Here is a 17,614-nt window from a genome sequence, read left to right on the forward strand (position 1 = left end):
AGATGATTACGGAAAAACCTTATACCCGCGGCTCGATCGCGGAGGAAGCGCGCGCGCTCGGCGTGCAGCCGGGCATGGTGCTGCTGGTGCACTCTTCCATGAAAGCGATCGGCGGCTGGATCGCCGGCGGCGCGGAAGCGGTCGTGCTCGGACTCGAAGACGCATTGGGCGACGACGGGACGCTCGTTATGCCGACGCAGTCGTCCGACCTGACCGATCCGGCGATCTGGATGAATCCGCCGCTCGATCCTCTCTGGTGGGATCTCGTGCGCGACGAGATGCCGCTGTACGATCCCGATCTGAGCGCCACCCGCGGAATGGGCGCGGTACCGGAAACGTTCCGCAAGCAGCGCGGTACGCGGCGCAGCCCGCATCCGCATCTGTCCTTTGCGGCAAGAGGGCCGGAAGTGGAAGGAATCGTCGGCCGGCACCCGCTCGATTACGGGCTGGGCGAGGACTCGCCGCTGGGACGCCTTTACGAGCGCGACGCCCGGGTGCTGATGCTCGGAACCGGCTACGACACGAATACGTCGTTTCACCTGGGCGAGTACCGGTCCGCGTATCGCGGCAAGAAAGAACTGCGGCCCAAAGCCAAAGTAATGGGCGCGAACGGACCGGAATGGGTACGCTTCGGCGATATCAATTTCGATTCCGAAGATTTCGCGCGGCTGGGCGGCGACTTCGAGACGGAGCGCTCGGCGCATATCCGCCGGGGACGCATCGGACGCGCGGACTGCCGGCTGGTTCCGCAGCGGGTCATGGTGGATTACGCCGCGCGCTGGCTGGAGCTGTACCGCTGAAGACAGGTCAGACAGAGAGGGGAGAACAAAGAATATGGCGGATAAAGAACGTATTGCGATACACCTGCCGGAATGGCTGCCCATCCGTACCGAACGGCTGGAGCTGAGAATGCTCACCAACGAGGATATTCGCGTGTGGAGCCGGAGCGCGGACGACGCCGACGTCAACCGTTATCTGGCGTCGGCCGGGCGGACGTTCGGCGTCGGCAATCCGGACCGGGTATACCGGCAGATCGAAGAGTCTTACCGCAGCATGAGCGCGCTGCATCTGGGCGTATTCCTGCGCGAAGGAAGCGGAGGCATTATCGGGCTGTGCTCGTTCCAGCGCTGGGACGCCCGGGGAGGCAAAGCGGAATTGGGTTTCGCGCTGTCGCACGAATACTGGGGCCGGGGCTACGCGACCGAAGCGGCTTCCGCGCTGGCGGCGTTCGGTTTCGAGCATCTCGAACTCGAACGGATTCAAGCCCGCTGCTTCGTCAAGAACCTGGCTTCGCTGCGCGTGCTGGCGAAGATCGGGATGGAGCGGCAGCACCGGCCGGAGTTCGGCTTCGGCGTAAAGCGGCGCGAAGACGAGCTCGGGATCGTCGTATTCTCGCTGACGCCGGAGCAGCTGCAGCTTAGAGCCTGACCGCTTTGGTGACAGGAGTGTGAACGGAAAGCAGGCTTTGACGCAGCAAGAGACGTTTGTTACACAAATGAAATATAAGCGACACCGTTCTCTAACATGCATGGGGTATAAATAAGACATGACCCCCTTTTGAAATAGAAGTGTTTGGACCCGGACAACCGTTCGGGTCACTTTTTTGTTCAAAAGCTCCGGGTAAAAACGTAAAAAAGCGGGCCCGCCGATATGCCGGGGCCCGCTTTTTTGGGGTAAAACAGGTTTGTCTTTTTCGCGCGCAATCGTTATTCCTTGACCGAACCGAGTGTGATGCCGTGGATGAAATACCGCTGAAGAAAAGGGTAGACGACCATAATCGGCAGCATCGCGATAAAGATCTTGGCGGCGTCGAGCGTACGGTTGGACAGCTCCGACAGCCGACGGTACTGGTCTTCGCTCATCGTGGCCGGATCGACCGAGACGACCAGCTGCTGGATATACGTCTGAAGCGGATAGTACTGCTCGCGCGTCATAAAGATCAGGCCGTACAGAAACTCGTTCCAGTGATAAACGATGCTGAACAGCGTTACGGTGGCGAGCACCGGCACCGCAAGCGGCAGATAGATGCGCAGCAGCGAATACCACGGCCCCGCTCCGTCGACCAGCGCCGCTTCGTCCAGTTCTTTGGGCAGATTGCGGAAAAAGTTGACGGTCAAAATGATATTGAACACCAGCGTCTGCGCGCCGCCCACCAGCACGAGCGCCCAGATGCTGTTGAGCATGCCGAGTCCTTTTACCGTGAGATACAAAGGGATCAGTCCGCCGTTGAACAGCATGCAGAACACGAGAATCCACATCAGCACGCCGCGCGCCCGGAACTGCCGCGAGCTGCGCGAAAGCGGATACGCCATCAGCAGCACGACCACGAAGTTCAGCGTCGCCCCCAGTACGACCCGCTGCACGGAAATCCAGAACGAGCCGAAGAACTGCGTGTCTTTCAATATCTGCGTATACGCGTTGAAGTTGAAGCCGACCGGCCACAGCCATACCTGGCCCGCCGCCGCGGCCGAATTGGAGCTGAGCGACAGGGCGAAGGTATACCAGATGGGCAAAATGCAGGTCAGCGTGATGCCGATCAGCACCACCATCAGCACGATGTCCGTGAGGCGCGAGCCCCAGGTCTTGTCCCGGATCATAAACGTACCTCCCGCATAAGCTAAAATTAAAATATCCGATAATTGATCAGCCGGTAGGCCAGGTAATACGACACGCTGATAAGGATAAAGCCGATCAACGATTTGAGCAGCCCGACCGCCGTCGCCAGTTCATACTGCAAGTTGAGCAGGCCGGTTCGATACACCCAGGTGTCGATAATATCGCCGGTCGAGTAGACGAGCGGGTTGTACAGGTTGAAGATCTGGTCAAAGCCCGCGTTCAGCACATTGCCCAGACTGAGCACCGCGAGCAGCACGGCGGTGGTGCGGATGCCCGGCAGCGTGATATGCCACAGGCTCTGCCAGCGTCCCGCTCCGTCCATGCCGGCCGCTTCGTACAGCGCCGGGTTGATGCCGGTCAGCGCGGCCAGGTAAATGATCGTGTTGAAGCCGAATTCTTTCCACACATCGCTGCCGACGACCAGCCACGGAAACAGCTCCGCCTGGGCGAAGAACAGGGTCGGCTTGAAGCCGAGCATCGCGCCGAGCTGGTTGACCGGGCCGTTATACGAGAACAGGTCCAGCACGATGCCGCCGAGAATAACCCAGGACAGAAAATGGGGCAGATAGACGATCGTCTGAATCCAGCGCTTGACCACGATCCGGCGCAGTTCGTTCAGCATCAGCGCGAACACGAGCGGCACGATCAGGTGGGCGATAATTTTCAGCACCGCGATAATGAGCGTATTGAAAAAGACTTCCCGGGTGTCTTTGAGCACGAACATGTATTTGAAATGTTCGAGCCCGGCCCATTCGGAACCGAATACGCCTTTGCCCGGATTGAAATGCTGAAACGCGATGACGATGCCGAACATGGGCACGATGGTGAACACGGTCAGCCACAGATAACCGGGCAGCAGCATCAGGTAATAGTGCTTCTCGAAACTTTTGATCCGCATCCGTCAGAACTCCTTTCCGGGTCGGGCAAAGCAGTCTCGCATCCCGCGACCTACTGCTTGATCGCTTCGGCGACTTCCTGCGTGATCTGATCGCCGCCCTGGCGCTTCCAATCTTCGACGAATTGATCGAACGTATCGATCGGGGCCACGCCCATCACGATCTTCAAGAACATCTCGTCTTCCATCTTCTTGAGGTTGACCCAGCGGCTTTCCATCAGCGGAGTCTGCTCGTAGATCAGGCTTTTGACGCCTTCCATCTCCGTCTCGACGAGCGGATTGCCGCCGACCATGATCGAGTAGGCGCGCGTCCAGGCGCCCCAGTCGGCGTCCGGCGTCCAGGTGCCGATATTCCAGTCGTCGTAAGGCTCCTGCTTGATCTTTTTGATATTCTCAAGGTCGGAAGGGAGGAGTTTGTAAGGACGGTCTTCGGCGTAGTCTTCTTTCGTTTTGGCGCCGGCGAGGACTTCCTTGATCGCTTTGTTCGTGAATTCGATCTCGTCCGACGGAGCGAATACGACGCGCAGCGGGTAGAAGCCCGGTCCGCCTTTGCTCGGGTCGAACGTATTCTCCATTTCGTTCTTGAACAGATTGTTCAGCATCTTCATCGGCACTTCGGGATGCTCGTAGCCTTTGCGCACGACGACGAATTCCGTGGAAGGCGTCGCCGCGTGCGGCTTGAACGCTCCGTCCGCGTTCAGCGGCAGCGCGTAAGCCTGCCAGTTCGCTTCCGCGTCGTTCTTGACCGCGTTGGTCAGCGGGCCGTAGCCCATCCACCACGGCGCGAAGAAAATGCCGGATTTGCCGTTGATAACCGGCTCGTCGGACGCTTCGCGCACGGCCATTTCCGGATCGATCAGCCCTTTGGAATAAAGATCCCGCAGACCGGCGAGCGCTTCTTTCGTTTCCGGCAGGATCGAACCGTAGACCGGACTGCCGTTACCGTCGTCCAGCCAGAAGCCCGGGAACGCATCGTAGGCCGAGAAAATGGCGTCGAAGCCGTACAGATTGTTTTTGGATTCCAGGAAGTTGGCGTACATCTTGCCGTCGCCGCTCTGCGGTCCGGAGATCCCGATCGTATCGGCGGTTCCGTTGCCGTCGGGGTCTTCTTCGACGAAAGCGCGGGCGACTTTCTCCAGGTCTTCCATCGTTTTCGGCGGCTCGAGTTTCAGCTTGTCGAGCCAGTCCTGGCGAATCCACATGATATGGACGCCGTCCGCGTCCGCCTGCACGCCCGGAATCGCGTACATCTTGCCGTCGAACGTAACCGACTTCAGGGCCGCGCCTTCGGTCTTGTCGATAATATCTTTGATTTCGGGCGAAGCGTAACGTTCGTAAATCTGCGTCAGATCGGCGAGCTGTCCGGCCGCGACCATCTGCCGCAGTTCCACGGCGTTGACGACGAGGGCGTCGGGCAGATCGTTGCTGGCGATCGCCAGGCTGATCTTCTGCCGCATATTGGCGGCCGAAGCGGTGAAGGCGTGCTCCACATCGACATTGAGCGCTTCTTTGATCTGGCGCGTATACTGGTTGTCCAGCGGCGTATCGCCCTGCGGCAGATCTTTGTCCGTCGGGTCCACCTGCATGCCGATACTGATCGTGACCGGTTCCTCGTACTTGCCGTACGGATCGGCGGGCCCGGTTTCCTGCGTTCCCGCTTCGCTGCCCGCTTCTTCCGCGGGTTCTTCCGCTCCGCCGCAGGCGCTCAGCGTCAGCGCCGACGCCAGCAGGAGCGTCCACATGACATTGACTTTTCTCTTCATAAACGTTCCCCCTTCTTTCCTCAAGAGTTTTTCCGTCGAGAGATAGTGATGCTAGAACTAATCTAACACAAAGAAACCGCTTTCATGGGTAGAAAGCGGTTCGTGATCGCGTTAGGCAAATGTGTGGAAAGCGGCATGAATAGGCAAAAATCGGACGAATCTCCTACCTGTCAGCGGACATTCGTCCCCTTCGACAGCAAGCGCTGCCGGTACTCGCTCGGAAGCAGCCCCGTTTGTTCGCGAAAAATCCGGCTGAAATACTTCTCGTCCGCGTACCCGGTGCGCTCCGCAACCCACTGGATCGTTCTGCGCGTTTCCGCCAGCAGTTCGCAGGCCCGTTCGATCCGCTGCTGGCGCACGTAATCGTTGAAGGTCCTGCCGATCATATCGCGGAAGCACTGGCTGAAATAGCTTCGGCTCATATTGACTTCCCGGGCGATCTGCCCCGCCTGAAGCGGATCGGACAGCCGCTCGCGGACCAGCGCGGCCGCGCGCAGCACGCTGGCGCGCACCTCGGGAGAGAAAGGCTGCGCGCCGAGCGCCGCCGCCAGCCGTTCGCGCATCGCGCGCAGTCCGCGCTCCGCTTCGAACCAGGAACCGCCCGGCTCCGGCGGTTCCAGCCGTTCGCCCGAAGCCGCCTCGTAGATGCGGTTCCAGGTATGGGTCCAGTCGAGCAGCTCGCCGCGCAGCAGCGGCGGAGGCAGCCGCCGGGCCGCCAGCTCGGCCAGAAACGCGTCGAAAGCCGCGGCGTCGTGCACCCACTCCAGCTCGGCGCCGCGCCGCCGGAGATCGTCCAGCGGGCGCTCCGCGGCCGCCGGGCTGCCGGGCGTGTCGGCGGGACCGGCCGCGCCGCCTGCTCCCGCGGCTGCTGCGCCCGGCTCGCCGCGCGGCGGTCCGCCGCCTCGACTGCCGGCTTCGCCTCCGGCAGTCCCGCTTCCGCCGGGCGCGGCGCTCCCGGCGGCCCCGCGCGCGGCAGCGCCTTCCGGCGCCTCCGCCGCGCCCAGATCCAGGGCGTAGAAGCGTTCGCCCGGCCGCCGGGCGTAGTACCATTCGCCCTCGGCGTATGCGCGCAGCCGCGCCGAGATTTCGGCCGCGCTTCGGCCGCGCAGCCCGTCCAGCCGAAGCAGGGAAACGCTTCGGCCGCCGAGAACGAGCCGCGACAGCGCCGCGGCGAGCCGCTCTTCCTCCGGCGGGGCGGCCGCCAGCCACACCGGCAGTCCGGCCGCCGCCGCGAAGTCCGGCGGGCAGCCCTCGGCGGAAGCCGCTTCCGCCAGTGCCTGCGCTTCCGCGCCGCCGAGCAGGGCATAGCCGGCGTCCGACTGCGCCGCGCCGGCAAAAGGCGCGGCTTCTTTGGCGCGCTCGCTGGCAATCCGCGAGCAGATGCGTTCCAGCACTTCCTCGAAGCGTTCTTCTTCGAGCTGGACTTTGGCGATATAGTCGATCGCGCCGAGCCGCAGCGCTTCCTGGATATAGGAGAAGTCCTGGTGCAGCGTCAGCACGACGATGAAGACGCGCGGATAGCGGCCGCGCACGATGCGCATCAGCTCCAGCCCCGACATCACCGGCATCGCCAGATCGGTGAGCAGCAGATCCACTTCGTGCGTCTCCAGGAATTCCAGCGCTTTTTCCCCGTTGCGCGCTTCGCCGGCCACCCGCAGCCCGAACGCCGACCACGGCATCGCCGAGATCAGCCCCTGGCGCACCAGCTTGTCGTCATCCACCACCAATACGTTCAACATTCGTCGATCCCTCCTCGTCGGGCAGCAGCAGCCGGGCCGTCGTCCCGCGGCCGGGTTCGCTGTCCAGGCGCAGCTCCGCCCGGCCCTCGTAATAAGATTCGATCATGCGCTTCACGTAATTCATGCCGATGCCCATGCCGACTTTCTCGCCGGAGGTGTTCGGCTCGTGCAGAATCCGCTCGATCTCCACTTTGGACAGGCCTCCGCCGTTGTCGCGGATCGCCAGCTCGATCATGCCGTCCGCCCGTTTGACGTCCACCTGGATATGTCCTTCGTCGTCCAGGCCGTGATACAGCGCGTTCTCCACCAGCGGCTGCAAAATAAAGCGCGGCACCGGCGTCTCCAGCACTTTGTCTTCCACGGAGATTCGCACGTCGAAATCGAAATCGTAGCGAATCTGCTGCAAAATGAGGTACTGCCGCAGCGAATCCACTTCCTCGCGGATCGTCGAGACCTGGCCGAGCTTGCCCAGATTGTAATGCAGCAGCCGATTCAGCGAAACGAGCAGCCGGTCGATTTCTTTCTGGCCGTTCATGACGGCCAGCCAGTGCGCGGTGTCGAGCGTGTTCATCAGGAAATGCGGATTGATCTGGTACAGCAGCTTCTCGACTTCCAGGTCGGCGCGCCGCTTTTCTTTTTGTTCGACCTCGCGAATCAATGCGGCGATCTGCCGCTTCATATGGTGGAACTGCGTCTGCAAATTCCGGAATTCCGGTATCCGGGCCGGCGCGGGCGGCGCATCGAACCGGCTGTCGATCACGTTGTTCATCTCGCGGTTGAACCGGTTCAGCGGCTTGTACACCATTTTCCACAGCAGCCCCGCCATAATCAGTCCCACCGCCAGGAAGAGCAGCAGCAGCATCAGCATGATCTGCATCCAGCGGCGCTTTTCCGCTTCGTAGTCGCTTTTGGGAATCAGCGATACGATGCTCCAGCCTTGATTGCTTGTTCCTTTGAACCAGTAATAGTTGTCCGCCAGCCCCGAAGAAATATCGGAAGCGCCTTCATTTTGCGGCGAGCCGGCGCCCGAAGAAAGAGAAGCTTCGGGGGAAGCGGGCGCGAAGAAATCGTTTTCCGCAAAAACGCCGGGCAGCTCGCTGTACGCGATGCGCAGATCGTTGTCCAGAATCAGGTGCGAAGAAGTCTTGACGATGTTGTCGCTGTCGAGAATATTCTGCGTCAGTTCGAAGCCGGATTCGATATACACGTAGACGTTGTCGCGGCCCGGCAGATTGACTTTGCGCAGCGCCGACAGCACGTACTGGTCGTTGAAATGGTCTTTGCTGATATGCGGACCGTAGTAAGAAATGCCGTAATAGCCGGCCAGCAGCGGCAGCTCGTCCGGATCGAAGCTTCCGCGCAGGCCGGCATTGGCGAACAGGGTCCGGTCTTCGTCGCCGAAGACATACATGACAAAGCCCGTGGACGGATTGGTAAACGTAATCAGGTTGAGCTCGCTCTGGATATCTTCGATCAGCGCGGCCCGGTCGTAAGCCTGCTCGGCCGCCAGATACTGCTCCAGCAGCCGGCCCACGCTCCCGGGATAGGCGAGCTGCTGGGAGACGTGATTCAAGTTGGCGATCGTATTTTCCAGCGACAGCTGCACCTGGTGCAGATTGCTCTGCACGCCGGAGTTCAGGTTGTCGCCGAGGATCACGGAGATCGTGCGGTTGGAGACGAGCGTCGTAATCAGAAACGGAATCAGGACACCCGCCGCGAACAGCAGCAAAATGCGATTTTTCAGCGTAAAACGCTCCGGCCGCGGCCAGTACCGCCTGCTGCGCCAATCGGTCATGTCGTCGTCACCGCCTTACGATTCGAAATAGCCTGCGGCCCGCTTACAGAGGCACCGAAACCGGACGCCGTTCTTTGACATACACCCATTCCTTGAAGCCGATCTCGCGCAGCTTCGCGGCCACCGCGTCGAAGTCTTCGCCGACCCGTTCCGGCTTGTGCGCGTCCGATCCGAACGAGATGGAGACGCCGTAATGCAGCGCGCGCTCCAGGATGGCGTCCGACGGATACCAGCCGCCGCACAGCTTGGTGCCGCCCGACGTGTTGACCTCGATCGCGAGTCCCAGCTCGCCGATCGTCCGCAGCGCCGACTCCACCGCGTCGTCCGCCGGAATATCGACGAAAGCCGGATAATAACCTTTCATCGCGTCGATATGGCCGAGGATCTGGAACATGCCGCTGCGCGCGGACGCTTCGATCAGCCGGTAATATTCTTTTTTCGCTTCGATCATGAGTTCCGCGGGAACGCCTTCCCAGCGGCTGCGGTCGAAGATGCTGCGTCCGCCGCTGATATGTACCGAGCCGATGACGTAATCGAACGGATAGCGCCCGATCGCTTCGCGGTATACCGCTTCATGGTCGATAAAGTAATCCGATTCGATCCCGAGCAGCACATCGATCTTTCCGGCGTATTCTTGTTTCAGCCGCAGCACTTCTTCCACGTAAGACCCCAATTCCAGGCGGGACATGGCGATATTCGGCAGAGGGTGGTCGAGCGGGCTGAACAGGTGGGGCATATGGTCGGAGATGCCGATCACGGACAGGCCTTCGCGCACGGCGGCTTCGATATAATCGCGAATATCGCCGTCCGCATGGCCGCAGCGGTAATGATGCGTATGCAGATCGAACTTCATGGACAGTCTCCTTTTTGCTTCATTTATATATCCGCCGTTACTCCGAGCCGATAAACTGGGTTTCCGGCATGCCTTTGAGATCGGCCAGAAACTGGCGCATGGCGGAATTGAGGTATTTGCCCGACCGGTAAATCACGCCGACCGGATGACTGACTTCGAACTCGGTCAGCGGCAGCATAATGAGCGAGCCCTGCCGGACTTCCCTGGCGACCGACAGCTTGGAGATCACGGCCGCGCCCAGGTTCAGCTCGACCATGCGCTTGACTTCCTCGCTGCTGGACAGTTCCATGGCGACGCGCGGCGCGATGCCGTTCTCTTTGAACACCTGCTCGACGAAGCGGCGTCCGACCGTATCGGGAGACAGCATGACCAGAGGAACGTTCTTGAGGTCTTCGATCGCGATCTTGGGCTTGCGGGCCAGCGGGTTCTCGGGCGAAACGACCAGCTCGAACGCATCGTAATACAGTATCGACGTTTCCAGATCCGGATTGCGCTCGATCAGGTAGCCGATGCCGATATCGACGGCGCCGCTCTCGACCAGGCTGTAAATTTGGGAAGAAGGCATCGATTGGATGCTGGTCTGGATCAGCGGGAACTGGTTCTGAAAATAAGAAAGGACGCGCGGCAGGATTTGCATGGCGATCGAGGTGGTCGTTCCGAGCATGATATGACCCTGCGGCGTTTCTTCCAGATCGGTCATCTTCTGCTTCAATTCTTCGACGACGGTGAGGATGCGCTCGGCATGCTCCAGAAACACAAGGCCGCGGTCGGTCAGCGTGACCGGCTGGCTGCGGTCGACCAGAACGGCTTTGAATTCGTCTTCGAGACTTTTGATCTGTGCGGAAACGGCGGGCTGTGTAAGATTGAGCAGTTCTCCGGCTTTACGGAAGCTCATCGTTTTGGAGATGGTGACGAGTGTCTCCAGCTGACTCATATTCATGAAACTTCTCCTCCCACCGCGTTGACTTTATTCCTTAAATTATAGGGGCAAAATAAAAGGAAAAGCAATGTAAGAGCTGGCATAACCTAAGAAAAACCGGTCCTTAAGTCGCTATTTTTCAGAAATTGGGCCTTTAGCTGTAAAAAAAACCGCTTCTGTGGGCGATAAAGTAATAAGCCGAATTTTTTACAAGATTCGACTTCGGCCGCGGCAGGCGGGGAGTCGGAATAGGGGCTTTTTTTTGAGCCCGATTCTCAGCCGTCTGCTGCCGAAAAACGGCCGTCGTGCGGACTGAAATAATGATTGAAAATAGGATGCTTTATTCTTTTCTCTCGCGTATAATTGGGATAACCAATGACTTGGGACTTTAGGTTATTAAGTTGAAAGCCCTAAGACCCAAAAACGTGATTCCAAAAACCTAAGTAGCAGGGGGCGAATGTAATTATGAAAGCGGAGGTAATCAACCCGTTTTTGGAATCGGCCAAGCTTGTGCTTGAGCAGTTGATCCAGATCTCTCCTTCGACGGGAACTCTCGCCATCAAAAGCGTGAAACCGATCGACGATCATATCTGGATCCAAATCGGAATGACCGGACAATTGAGCGGCAACATCATCTTCGGTCTGCATGAACAAGTAGCACTGCGTATCGTATCCGCAATGATGGGCGGCTTTACGATTACGGAAATGGACGATATGGGCCGCAGCGCCATCTCGGAGCTGGGCAATATGATCAGCGGCAACGCGGGCATCCTGCTGTCGAACCAGGGCTTGACGGTCGACATCACGCCGCCGCACGTCCTGCACGGCGAAGCCTTCGCGGGCGTGATGCCGGACAAGGCGCTGACGATTCCTCTGCTGATGGACGGAATCGGCGAGCTGGATATTCAGGTGCTGATCTCTTAGAATAGAGGGAACACCGGACTCACCCGGATCGACGAAGGAGCATTCGCCCATATGCTAACCAACAAAATCGTATTGATTACAGGCGCTTCGAGCGGAATCGGAGCGCTTGCTGCGCGTTATGCGGCCGAGCGCGGCGCGGTTCCCGTGCTCGCGGCAAGATCGGAAGACAAGCTGCGGACCGCGGCCGCCGCCGTGCCGGGACCGCACGGAATCCGTCTGCTGGATGTCGGCAGCGCCGAATCGGTGCGGAGGGCCGTGAGCGAGACGGTCGAAGAGTACGGGCGCATCGACGTGCTGGTCAACAATGCCGGTTACGGATTGTTCGAGACCGCGGAGGATATGAGCCTCGGCGATTACGAAGGCATCATGAACGTCAACTATTTCGGCGTTGTGCGCTGCACCAAAGAAGTGCTGCCGATTATGCGGAAGCAGGGCGGCGGCCAGATCGTGACCGTCGCGTCGATGGCCGGCAAGTTCGCGACGGCGAAGTCCGCCGGCTACGCCGCGTCCAAGCACGCGGCGCTCGGCTTTATGAACTCGCTGCGCCAGGAGCTGCGCGGCAGCGGGATCGCCGTGTCTTCGGTCAATCCGGGACCGATCGATACGCCGTTTTTCGACACGGCCGATCCGGACGGCAGCTACGTCAAGAGCGTGAAGAAATTTATTCTGCCGCCGGAGAAAGTCGCCGGTCAGATCGTGCGCATCATGGAGACGCGCAAAGACGAGATCGATCTGCCGCGCTATCTAGGTCTGCTGGTGCGCCTGTACGGGCTGATGCCGCGCACGGCCGACAAGCTGGCGGGACGGTTTTTGAATTTGAAATAGCCGGCCGGTCCGGCGAGAGCTTTTCCTTTTTTGCGGGAGGAAAAGTTTTCGCCGGGCTTTTTTGCGTTGAAAGATAGATATCGGAGCAGATATGGAGGAGGACGAACAAATGGGGAAATTGAGCGGGAAAGCGGCGATTGTGACGGCGGCGGGCCGGGCGGGCGGAATCGGGGCCGCCGTCTGCCGGGCGCTGGCCGCCGAAGGCGCCGACTTGTTTTTTACGCATCTGTACGATTACGATAAAGACATTTATCCGGAACTCGCCGACGCGAACTGGCCCGAACGGTTTGCCGAAGAACTGCGCGGATCGGGCGTAAAAGTCGGACATATGAATCTGGATCTCGGTCTGCCGGATTCGGGAGCGAAGCTTCTGGAAGCGGCGAGAGAAGCGGTCGGGCTGCCGACCGTTCTGGTGAACAATGCCGCTTACGGCATCGATGCGGATTTCCGGCAGTTGAACGAGGACCTGATCGACGCGCACTGCGCGGTGAATATAAAGGGCACGTTCATGCTGTCCGCCCTGTTCGCGCGCATGATCGAAGCGGAGCAGGCGGCTGTCGCTCCCGGCGAGCCCGGAGGGCGGATCATCAATCTGACGTCCGGTCAGGGCAAAGGCCCGATGCCGGGCAATCTGATCTATGCGGCGACCAAAGGAGCGATTTCGGTGTTTACCGAATCGCTGGCCGCGGAGCTGGCTCCTCTGCATATCACGGTGAACGCCGTCGATCCCGGAGCCACCGATTCGGGCTGGATGACCGAATCGATCAAACAAGAGCTGCTGCCGGCTTTTCCCATGGGGCGGATCGGTCTTCCCGAAGACGCCGCGCGGTTGATCGCTTTTCTCGCAAGCGACGATTCGCGCTGGATCACCGGCCAGATCATTCATTCCAGAGGCGGATTTTAAGGGGGCGTCCGGCCTGATAGCCTGCGTCTTTTTTTGGGTATTCAATTATTGTGACAGGCAGACGGACGAAAGGAGTGTCGGCGGATGGCGCTGGTGGCTTCGCAGCCTTATTACCAGGTGCAGCGGGAAGTGACGGAAGGCGAGCAGAAACGAATCGTGTCGGATCGTCGCATCGATCTTTACCACGACCGGATTACGACGCACAGGCGCGTGTTTGTGTTGACCGATGTATTCGATATTTCTTACCGACGGATAGGCGGAGGAGTCGGGTTTCTATATCTGCATACGAGCATCGGCGTATTCTCCTACACGGTGAATACCGATCCGGGCCGCTTTATCGACCGGTTCAAAGACATGCCTTTCGGCGGTTACAACGAATAGAAAATTAATCGAGCCGCACCCTTTGTTGATGGGGAACGGCTTTTTTTGCGTTTAAGACAAATCAAAATCTAACGTTGACGTTAACGTTAATATGTAGTATTATTCATATGTAAATGTTGAAATATTTTCGGGAACGTCGATATTTTTCAGAAAAGAATCAAAAAAATCGGTAAACGGCCGGAAGGAGGCTTTGCGGTGAGCACTTATAAAATCGACGATGTGGCGCGGGAAACCGGGCTGACCAAACGGACGATCCGCTATTACGAAGAAATCGGGCTGATGCCGGCTCCGGAGCGCAGCGACGGAGGAACGAGGCGATATACGCGCGAGCACATCGACCATCTGCGCCGGGTGATCGACGCGCGGGACGTGCTCGGCTTTTCGCTGCAGGAGATCCAGGAGTATCTGATCTCGGCGCAGGAACTGACCGGCCAGCGCGAACTGTACCGGCAGATTCAAGATCCCGCGGAGCAGCTCGGCAAGCTGCGGGAGATGGACGTTACGCTGGACGCGCAGCTGCGCAAGCTGGACGAGAAGATCGGCAAGATCCTGGCTTTGAAAAAAGACTTGACCGAGCTGCAAGAACGGGTGCGCGGCGGCATCGACCGGCTTGAACCTAAAGACTGACGCGCGGCTGCGCGCAGCATGAACAGCATGAACAATCATAGGTGGAGGGAAATACAAAATGAAGAGTGAACCGTCTATACGCGCCAATACGCTGCCGCCGGAAGGCAAAAGCTTGAAAGAAGGCGGCATGATGTCCCAACCGAAAGCGGTCTGGGCCGTCATGTTCGCCTGTATCATATCGTTTATGGGCATCGGGCTGGTCGATCCGATTCTGCCGGCCATCGCCAAGCAGCTGGAAGCGACGCCGAGCCAGGTCTCGCTGCTGTTTACCAGCTACAACTTCGTGACCGGGGTCGCCATGCTGATTACCGGATTCGTTTCCAGCCGGCTCGGCGTCAAAAAAACGCTGCTGTCCGGCATCCTGATCACCGTCGTGTTCGCGGCGCTGGCCGGATCGTCCGATACGATCGCCGGGATCGTCGGTTTCCGCGGCGGTTGGGGACTGGGCAACGCCCTGTTTATCGCAACGGCGCTGTCGGCGATCGTGGGCCTGTCCACTTCGGGCACGGCCAAAGCGATCATCCTGTACGAAGCGGCGCTCGGTCTGGGCATCGCGGTCGGCCCGCTGCTGGGCGGCGAACTCGGTTCGATCTCGTGGAGAGGTCCGTTCTTCGGCGTCAGCGTGCTGATGGCTCTGGCTTTCGTCGCCGTCACCGTGCTGCTGCCGAAGATCCCGAAACCCAAAACGACCAGCAAACTGTCCGATCCGTTCAAAGCGCTGACGTATCCGGCGCTGATGACGCTCGGCATCGTCGCTTTCCTGTACAACTTCGGCTTTTTCACCCTGATGGCTTATTCGCCTTATGTCATGGATCTGGACGAGCATGGACTCGGCTATGTATTCTTCGGCTGGGGGCTGCTGCTGGCGGTCACGTCCGTGTTCGTCGCGCCGCGCATCCAGGCCCGGTTCGGCACCGTGCGGTCGATCGCCGTCATGCTGACGCTGTTCGCGATCGATCTGCTTGTGATGGCCGTCGGTACGGTGATGGGAAGTCCGAAGATCGTTATCGTCTGCGTCATCGTTGCCGGGGCGTTTCTCGGCATCAACAACACGCTGATTACGACCGCCGTGATGGAATCCGCGCCGGTGGAACGTTCGACCGCTTCGGCGGCGTACAGCTTCGTCCGCTTTATGGGCGGCGCGGTATCCCCGTTCCTGGCCGGCAAACTCGCGGAATGGTTCAGCGCGGAAATGCCGTTTTACTTCGGCGCGCTGATGGTCGTGGTCGGCGTGGTCACGCTGCTGGTTCGCCGCCGGCATCTGTCGCATATCGACGCGGCGATCAGCCATTGATCCAATCGCAAAAAAGTCGTAAATAAAGAAAGGAAGCGGAAACCATGAAGCATATCGTAGTGGCGGTAGACGGTTCGGCCGGAGCCGACCGGGCGCTGGAACAAGCGATCAAGCTGGCTTCGGAACTGGCGCAGGCTCCGCGGATCACGGCGCTGCACGTCGATCCATCGGTGACGATCAACGAAGCGCCGCTCGGCGTGGACCTGGACGAGCGGATCGAAGAAGAAGGGCTGGCGCTGCTGCGGCCGGTGCAAGAACGTCTCGCGCAGTCCGGTCTGCCTTGCGAAACGGCGGTGCGCCGGGGCGATCCGGCCGCCGAGATCGGCGAGTTTGCGCGGCGCGAAGGCTGCGACCTGATCGTAATGGGCACGCGGGGCCAGAGCCTGGCGAAGGAACTGCTGCTCGGCGGCGTCGGCCACAAGGTGATTCAGCACGCGCCCTGCCCGGTGATGACGGTTCGCTGATTGTCTCGCAATTGAATAAAACGTTTATCCAGGCGTTTCTTCGTCCAGCCGGGCGGGGAAGCGTCTTTTGGCGTCCTGCTTTCTTTTTCATTTGGGATTTGCGGGGATTGCCCCTATAATAAGAGGAAGGAAACGACTGAATACAAAGGTGGAAATCAAGCATGACAAAAGAAATCGAACAATTTGCGCAGCTCGGCATCGGGGAGAGTCTGACAGCCAGGCTGCTTGAATACGGAATCGGCAAACCGAGCCCGATCCAGGCGGAAGCGATTCCGTTTATTCTGGAAGGACGGGACGTGCTGGCGCAGTCGCAGACCGGCACGGGCAAGACGCTCGCTTACCTGCTGCCGCTGCTGCAGCGGATCGATCCGGAGAAAAAAGAAAGCCAGGTGCTCGTGATCGCGCCGACCCAGGAACTGGCGATGCAGATCGTGCGCGAAGGCGAGAAATACGGCGCCGATCTCGGTATCGGCTCGATCGGCCTGATCGGCGGTGCTTCGGCCGCGCGGCAGGTGGAGAAGCTGCGCCAGCGGCCGCATCTGGTCGTCGGCACGCCGGGACGGCTGCGCGAGCTGCTGTCCACGCGCAAGCTGAAGCTGCACGAAGTGCGCAGCATCGTGCTGGACGAAGCCGACCAGATCTTCCAGATGGGCGGCGCGGACGATGTGCGCTCGCTGCTCAAGGGCGCGCTGCGCGACCGCCAGCTGGTCTTCCTGTCGGCGACGCTCGGACCCGGCGTCCGGGCGCTCGCGGATCGCGAAATGAGCGATCCGGCCGACGTGGGCATCGAGCCGGATCGGAAATTAGCCGGTTCGACGCAGCATCTGTACGTGGTCTGCCAGCAGCGCGACCGCGTGGATACGCTGCGCCGCCTCGTGCGGCATTACGATCCGCAGCGCGCGATCGTATTCGTCAATCAGGCGGAAACGATCGCCGAAGTGGAAGCGAAGCTGAACCATCTCGGGCTGACGGCCCGGACGCTGTACGGCGACGCCGACAAAGTCACCCGCGCCGCGGTGCTGTCGCAGTTCCGCGCCGGCAAATTCCGGCTGCTCGTCGCGACCGACGTAGCCGCGCGCGGCCTGGATATTCCGGGACTCGAACTGGTCGTGCATCTCGACCCGGCGGCCGATTCGGAGCACTATGTGCACCGCGCCGGCCGGACGGGCCGGATGGGCCGCAAAGGCCTGTCGGTCTCGATCGTGACCGACCGCCAGGCGTTCATCATGCGCAAGTTCGCGCGCGAACTGGACGCGCCGATCGAAGAGCGCGCCCTGTACGAGGGCGCGGTGCTGTCGCCCGAGGAAGCGCAGGAGCGCCGCTCGGGCGCTTCCCGGCGCACGCCGAAAGGGCGCCCGGCAGGCGCCGCGGCCAAGCGCACACAAAGCGGACGCGGCGGCGAGTCTTCGCCGCGGAGCGAAGCCGCCGCGCAGGGCGGCGCGGCTTCCGGGGCGGAATCCGCGCCGCGCGCAGCGGCGGCGGACCGCGCCAATCCGGCCAAGTCGGCCGGACGGGGCCCGAAGGGCGGCAAAAAGCAGCCCAACAAAGACAAGGGCGCGCCGAAATGGCTGAAAGAAAAGCGGTCTTCGCAGGACCCGTCCTGACACGCGCCGGA

Annotated in this window: 17 protein-coding genes; 10 read left to right on the forward strand and 7 right to left on the reverse strand. The window is 60.2% G+C overall.

Annotated features, from left to right (window positions below; all coding sequences use genetic code 11):
* The first annotated feature begins 2 nt into the window (after window positions 1-2).
* Together QWJ34_RS14885 and QWJ34_RS14890 are read left to right on the forward strand one after the other, a co-directional pair.
* The gene (locus tag QWJ34_RS14885; RefSeq protein WP_483314276.1) at window positions 3-800 is read left to right on the forward strand and encodes an AAC(3) family N-acetyltransferase; all 798 of its coding nucleotides are present in this window, start codon (window positions 3-5) and stop codon (window positions 798-800) included.
* A gap of 34 nt (window positions 801-834) precedes the next feature.
* Entirely contained in the window at window positions 835-1,428 is a 594-nt protein-coding gene (locus tag QWJ34_RS14890; protein WP_302728970.1) for a GNAT family N-acetyltransferase, read from the forward strand.
* Window positions 1,429-1,706: 278 nt separating this feature from the next.
* Here the strand turns inward: QWJ34_RS14890 and QWJ34_RS14895 are convergent, their stop codons facing one another.
* The 7 genes from QWJ34_RS14895 to QWJ34_RS14925 form a co-directional block, all read right to left on the reverse strand.
* On the reverse strand, window positions 1,707-2,597 hold the full coding sequence (locus tag QWJ34_RS14895; protein ID WP_302728972.1) for a carbohydrate ABC transporter permease: 891 nt from the start codon (window positions 2,595-2,597) through the stop codon (window positions 1,707-1,709).
* A 26-nt stretch (window positions 2,598-2,623) separates the two neighbouring features.
* Window positions 2,624-3,514, reverse strand: coding sequence for an ABC transporter permease (locus QWJ34_RS14900; protein WP_302728973.1), 891 nt, complete (start codon window positions 3,512-3,514; stop codon window positions 2,624-2,626).
* Between the two features lie 50 nt (window positions 3,515-3,564).
* Complete coding sequence (locus QWJ34_RS14905; protein WP_302728974.1) at window positions 3,565-5,274, reverse strand: extracellular solute-binding protein; 1,710 nt, start codon at window positions 5,272-5,274, stop codon at window positions 3,565-3,567.
* Between the two features lie 170 nt (window positions 5,275-5,444).
* Window positions 5,445-7,013 carry a helix-turn-helix domain-containing protein gene (locus QWJ34_RS14910; protein WP_302728975.1) on the reverse strand — a complete coding sequence of 523 codons (1,569 nt, stop codon included), beginning with the start codon at window positions 7,011-7,013 and terminating at the stop codon, window positions 5,445-5,447.
* Complete coding sequence (locus QWJ34_RS14915) at window positions 6,988-8,808, reverse strand: sensor histidine kinase (RefSeq protein WP_302728977.1); 1,821 nt, start codon at window positions 8,806-8,808, stop codon at window positions 6,988-6,990. Before QWJ34_RS14915 ends, QWJ34_RS14910 begins: the two co-directional genes overlap by 26 nt.
* Window positions 8,809-8,851: 43 nt before the next feature.
* Window positions 8,852-9,661, reverse strand: a complete 810-nt coding sequence (locus QWJ34_RS14920; RefSeq protein ID WP_302728979.1) for a histidinol-phosphatase — start codon at window positions 9,659-9,661, stop codon at window positions 8,852-8,854.
* 37 nt (window positions 9,662-9,698) lie between these two features.
* On the reverse strand, window positions 9,699-10,601 hold the full coding sequence (locus tag QWJ34_RS14925; RefSeq protein ID WP_302728981.1) for a LysR family transcriptional regulator: 903 nt from the start codon (window positions 10,599-10,601) through the stop codon (window positions 9,699-9,701).
* A gap of 444 nt (window positions 10,602-11,045) precedes the next feature.
* Between QWJ34_RS14925 and QWJ34_RS14930 the strand changes: the two genes are divergently transcribed.
* From QWJ34_RS14930 to QWJ34_RS14965, 8 genes are all read left to right on the forward strand, one after another.
* On the forward strand, window positions 11,046-11,504 hold the full coding sequence (locus tag QWJ34_RS14930; RefSeq protein WP_302728983.1) for a chemotaxis protein CheX: 459 nt from the start codon (window positions 11,046-11,048) through the stop codon (window positions 11,502-11,504).
* A 51-nt stretch (window positions 11,505-11,555) separates the two neighbouring features.
* Window positions 11,556-12,329 (forward strand): SDR family NAD(P)-dependent oxidoreductase, encoded by a 774-nt coding sequence (locus tag QWJ34_RS14935; RefSeq protein ID WP_302728984.1) that lies wholly within the window; start codon window positions 11,556-11,558, stop codon window positions 12,327-12,329.
* A 109-nt stretch (window positions 12,330-12,438) separates the two neighbouring features.
* A complete protein-coding gene (locus tag QWJ34_RS14940) occupies window positions 12,439-13,233 on the forward strand; it encodes an SDR family oxidoreductase (protein ID WP_302728986.1) in 795 nt (264 codons plus the stop codon).
* 84 nt (window positions 13,234-13,317) lie between these two features.
* Window positions 13,318-13,614 carry a hypothetical protein gene (locus QWJ34_RS14945; RefSeq protein WP_302728988.1) on the forward strand — a complete coding sequence of 99 codons (297 nt, stop codon included), beginning with the start codon at window positions 13,318-13,320 and terminating at the stop codon, window positions 13,612-13,614.
* Window positions 13,615-13,809: 195 nt separating this feature from the next.
* Window positions 13,810-14,241 carry a MerR family transcriptional regulator gene (locus tag QWJ34_RS14950; RefSeq protein ID WP_302728990.1) on the forward strand — a complete coding sequence of 144 codons (432 nt, stop codon included), beginning with the start codon at window positions 13,810-13,812 and terminating at the stop codon, window positions 14,239-14,241.
* Between the two features lie 58 nt (window positions 14,242-14,299).
* Window positions 14,300-15,535 carry an MFS transporter gene (locus QWJ34_RS14955; RefSeq protein WP_483314274.1) on the forward strand — a complete coding sequence of 412 codons (1,236 nt, stop codon included), beginning with the start codon at window positions 14,300-14,302 and terminating at the stop codon, window positions 15,533-15,535.
* A gap of 44 nt (window positions 15,536-15,579) precedes the next feature.
* Entirely contained in the window at window positions 15,580-15,999 is a 420-nt protein-coding gene (locus QWJ34_RS14960; protein WP_302728992.1) for a universal stress protein, read from the forward strand.
* 161 nt (window positions 16,000-16,160) lie between these two features.
* Window positions 16,161-17,603 (forward strand): DEAD/DEAH box helicase, encoded by a 1,443-nt coding sequence (locus QWJ34_RS14965; protein WP_302728994.1) that lies wholly within the window; start codon window positions 16,161-16,163, stop codon window positions 17,601-17,603.
* Window positions 17,604-17,614 lie beyond the last annotated feature (11 nt).

The sequence above is a fragment of the Saccharibacillus sp. CPCC 101409 genome (assembly GCF_030518235.1).
Classification (GTDB): domain Bacteria; phylum Bacillota; class Bacilli; order Paenibacillales; family Paenibacillaceae; genus Saccharibacillus.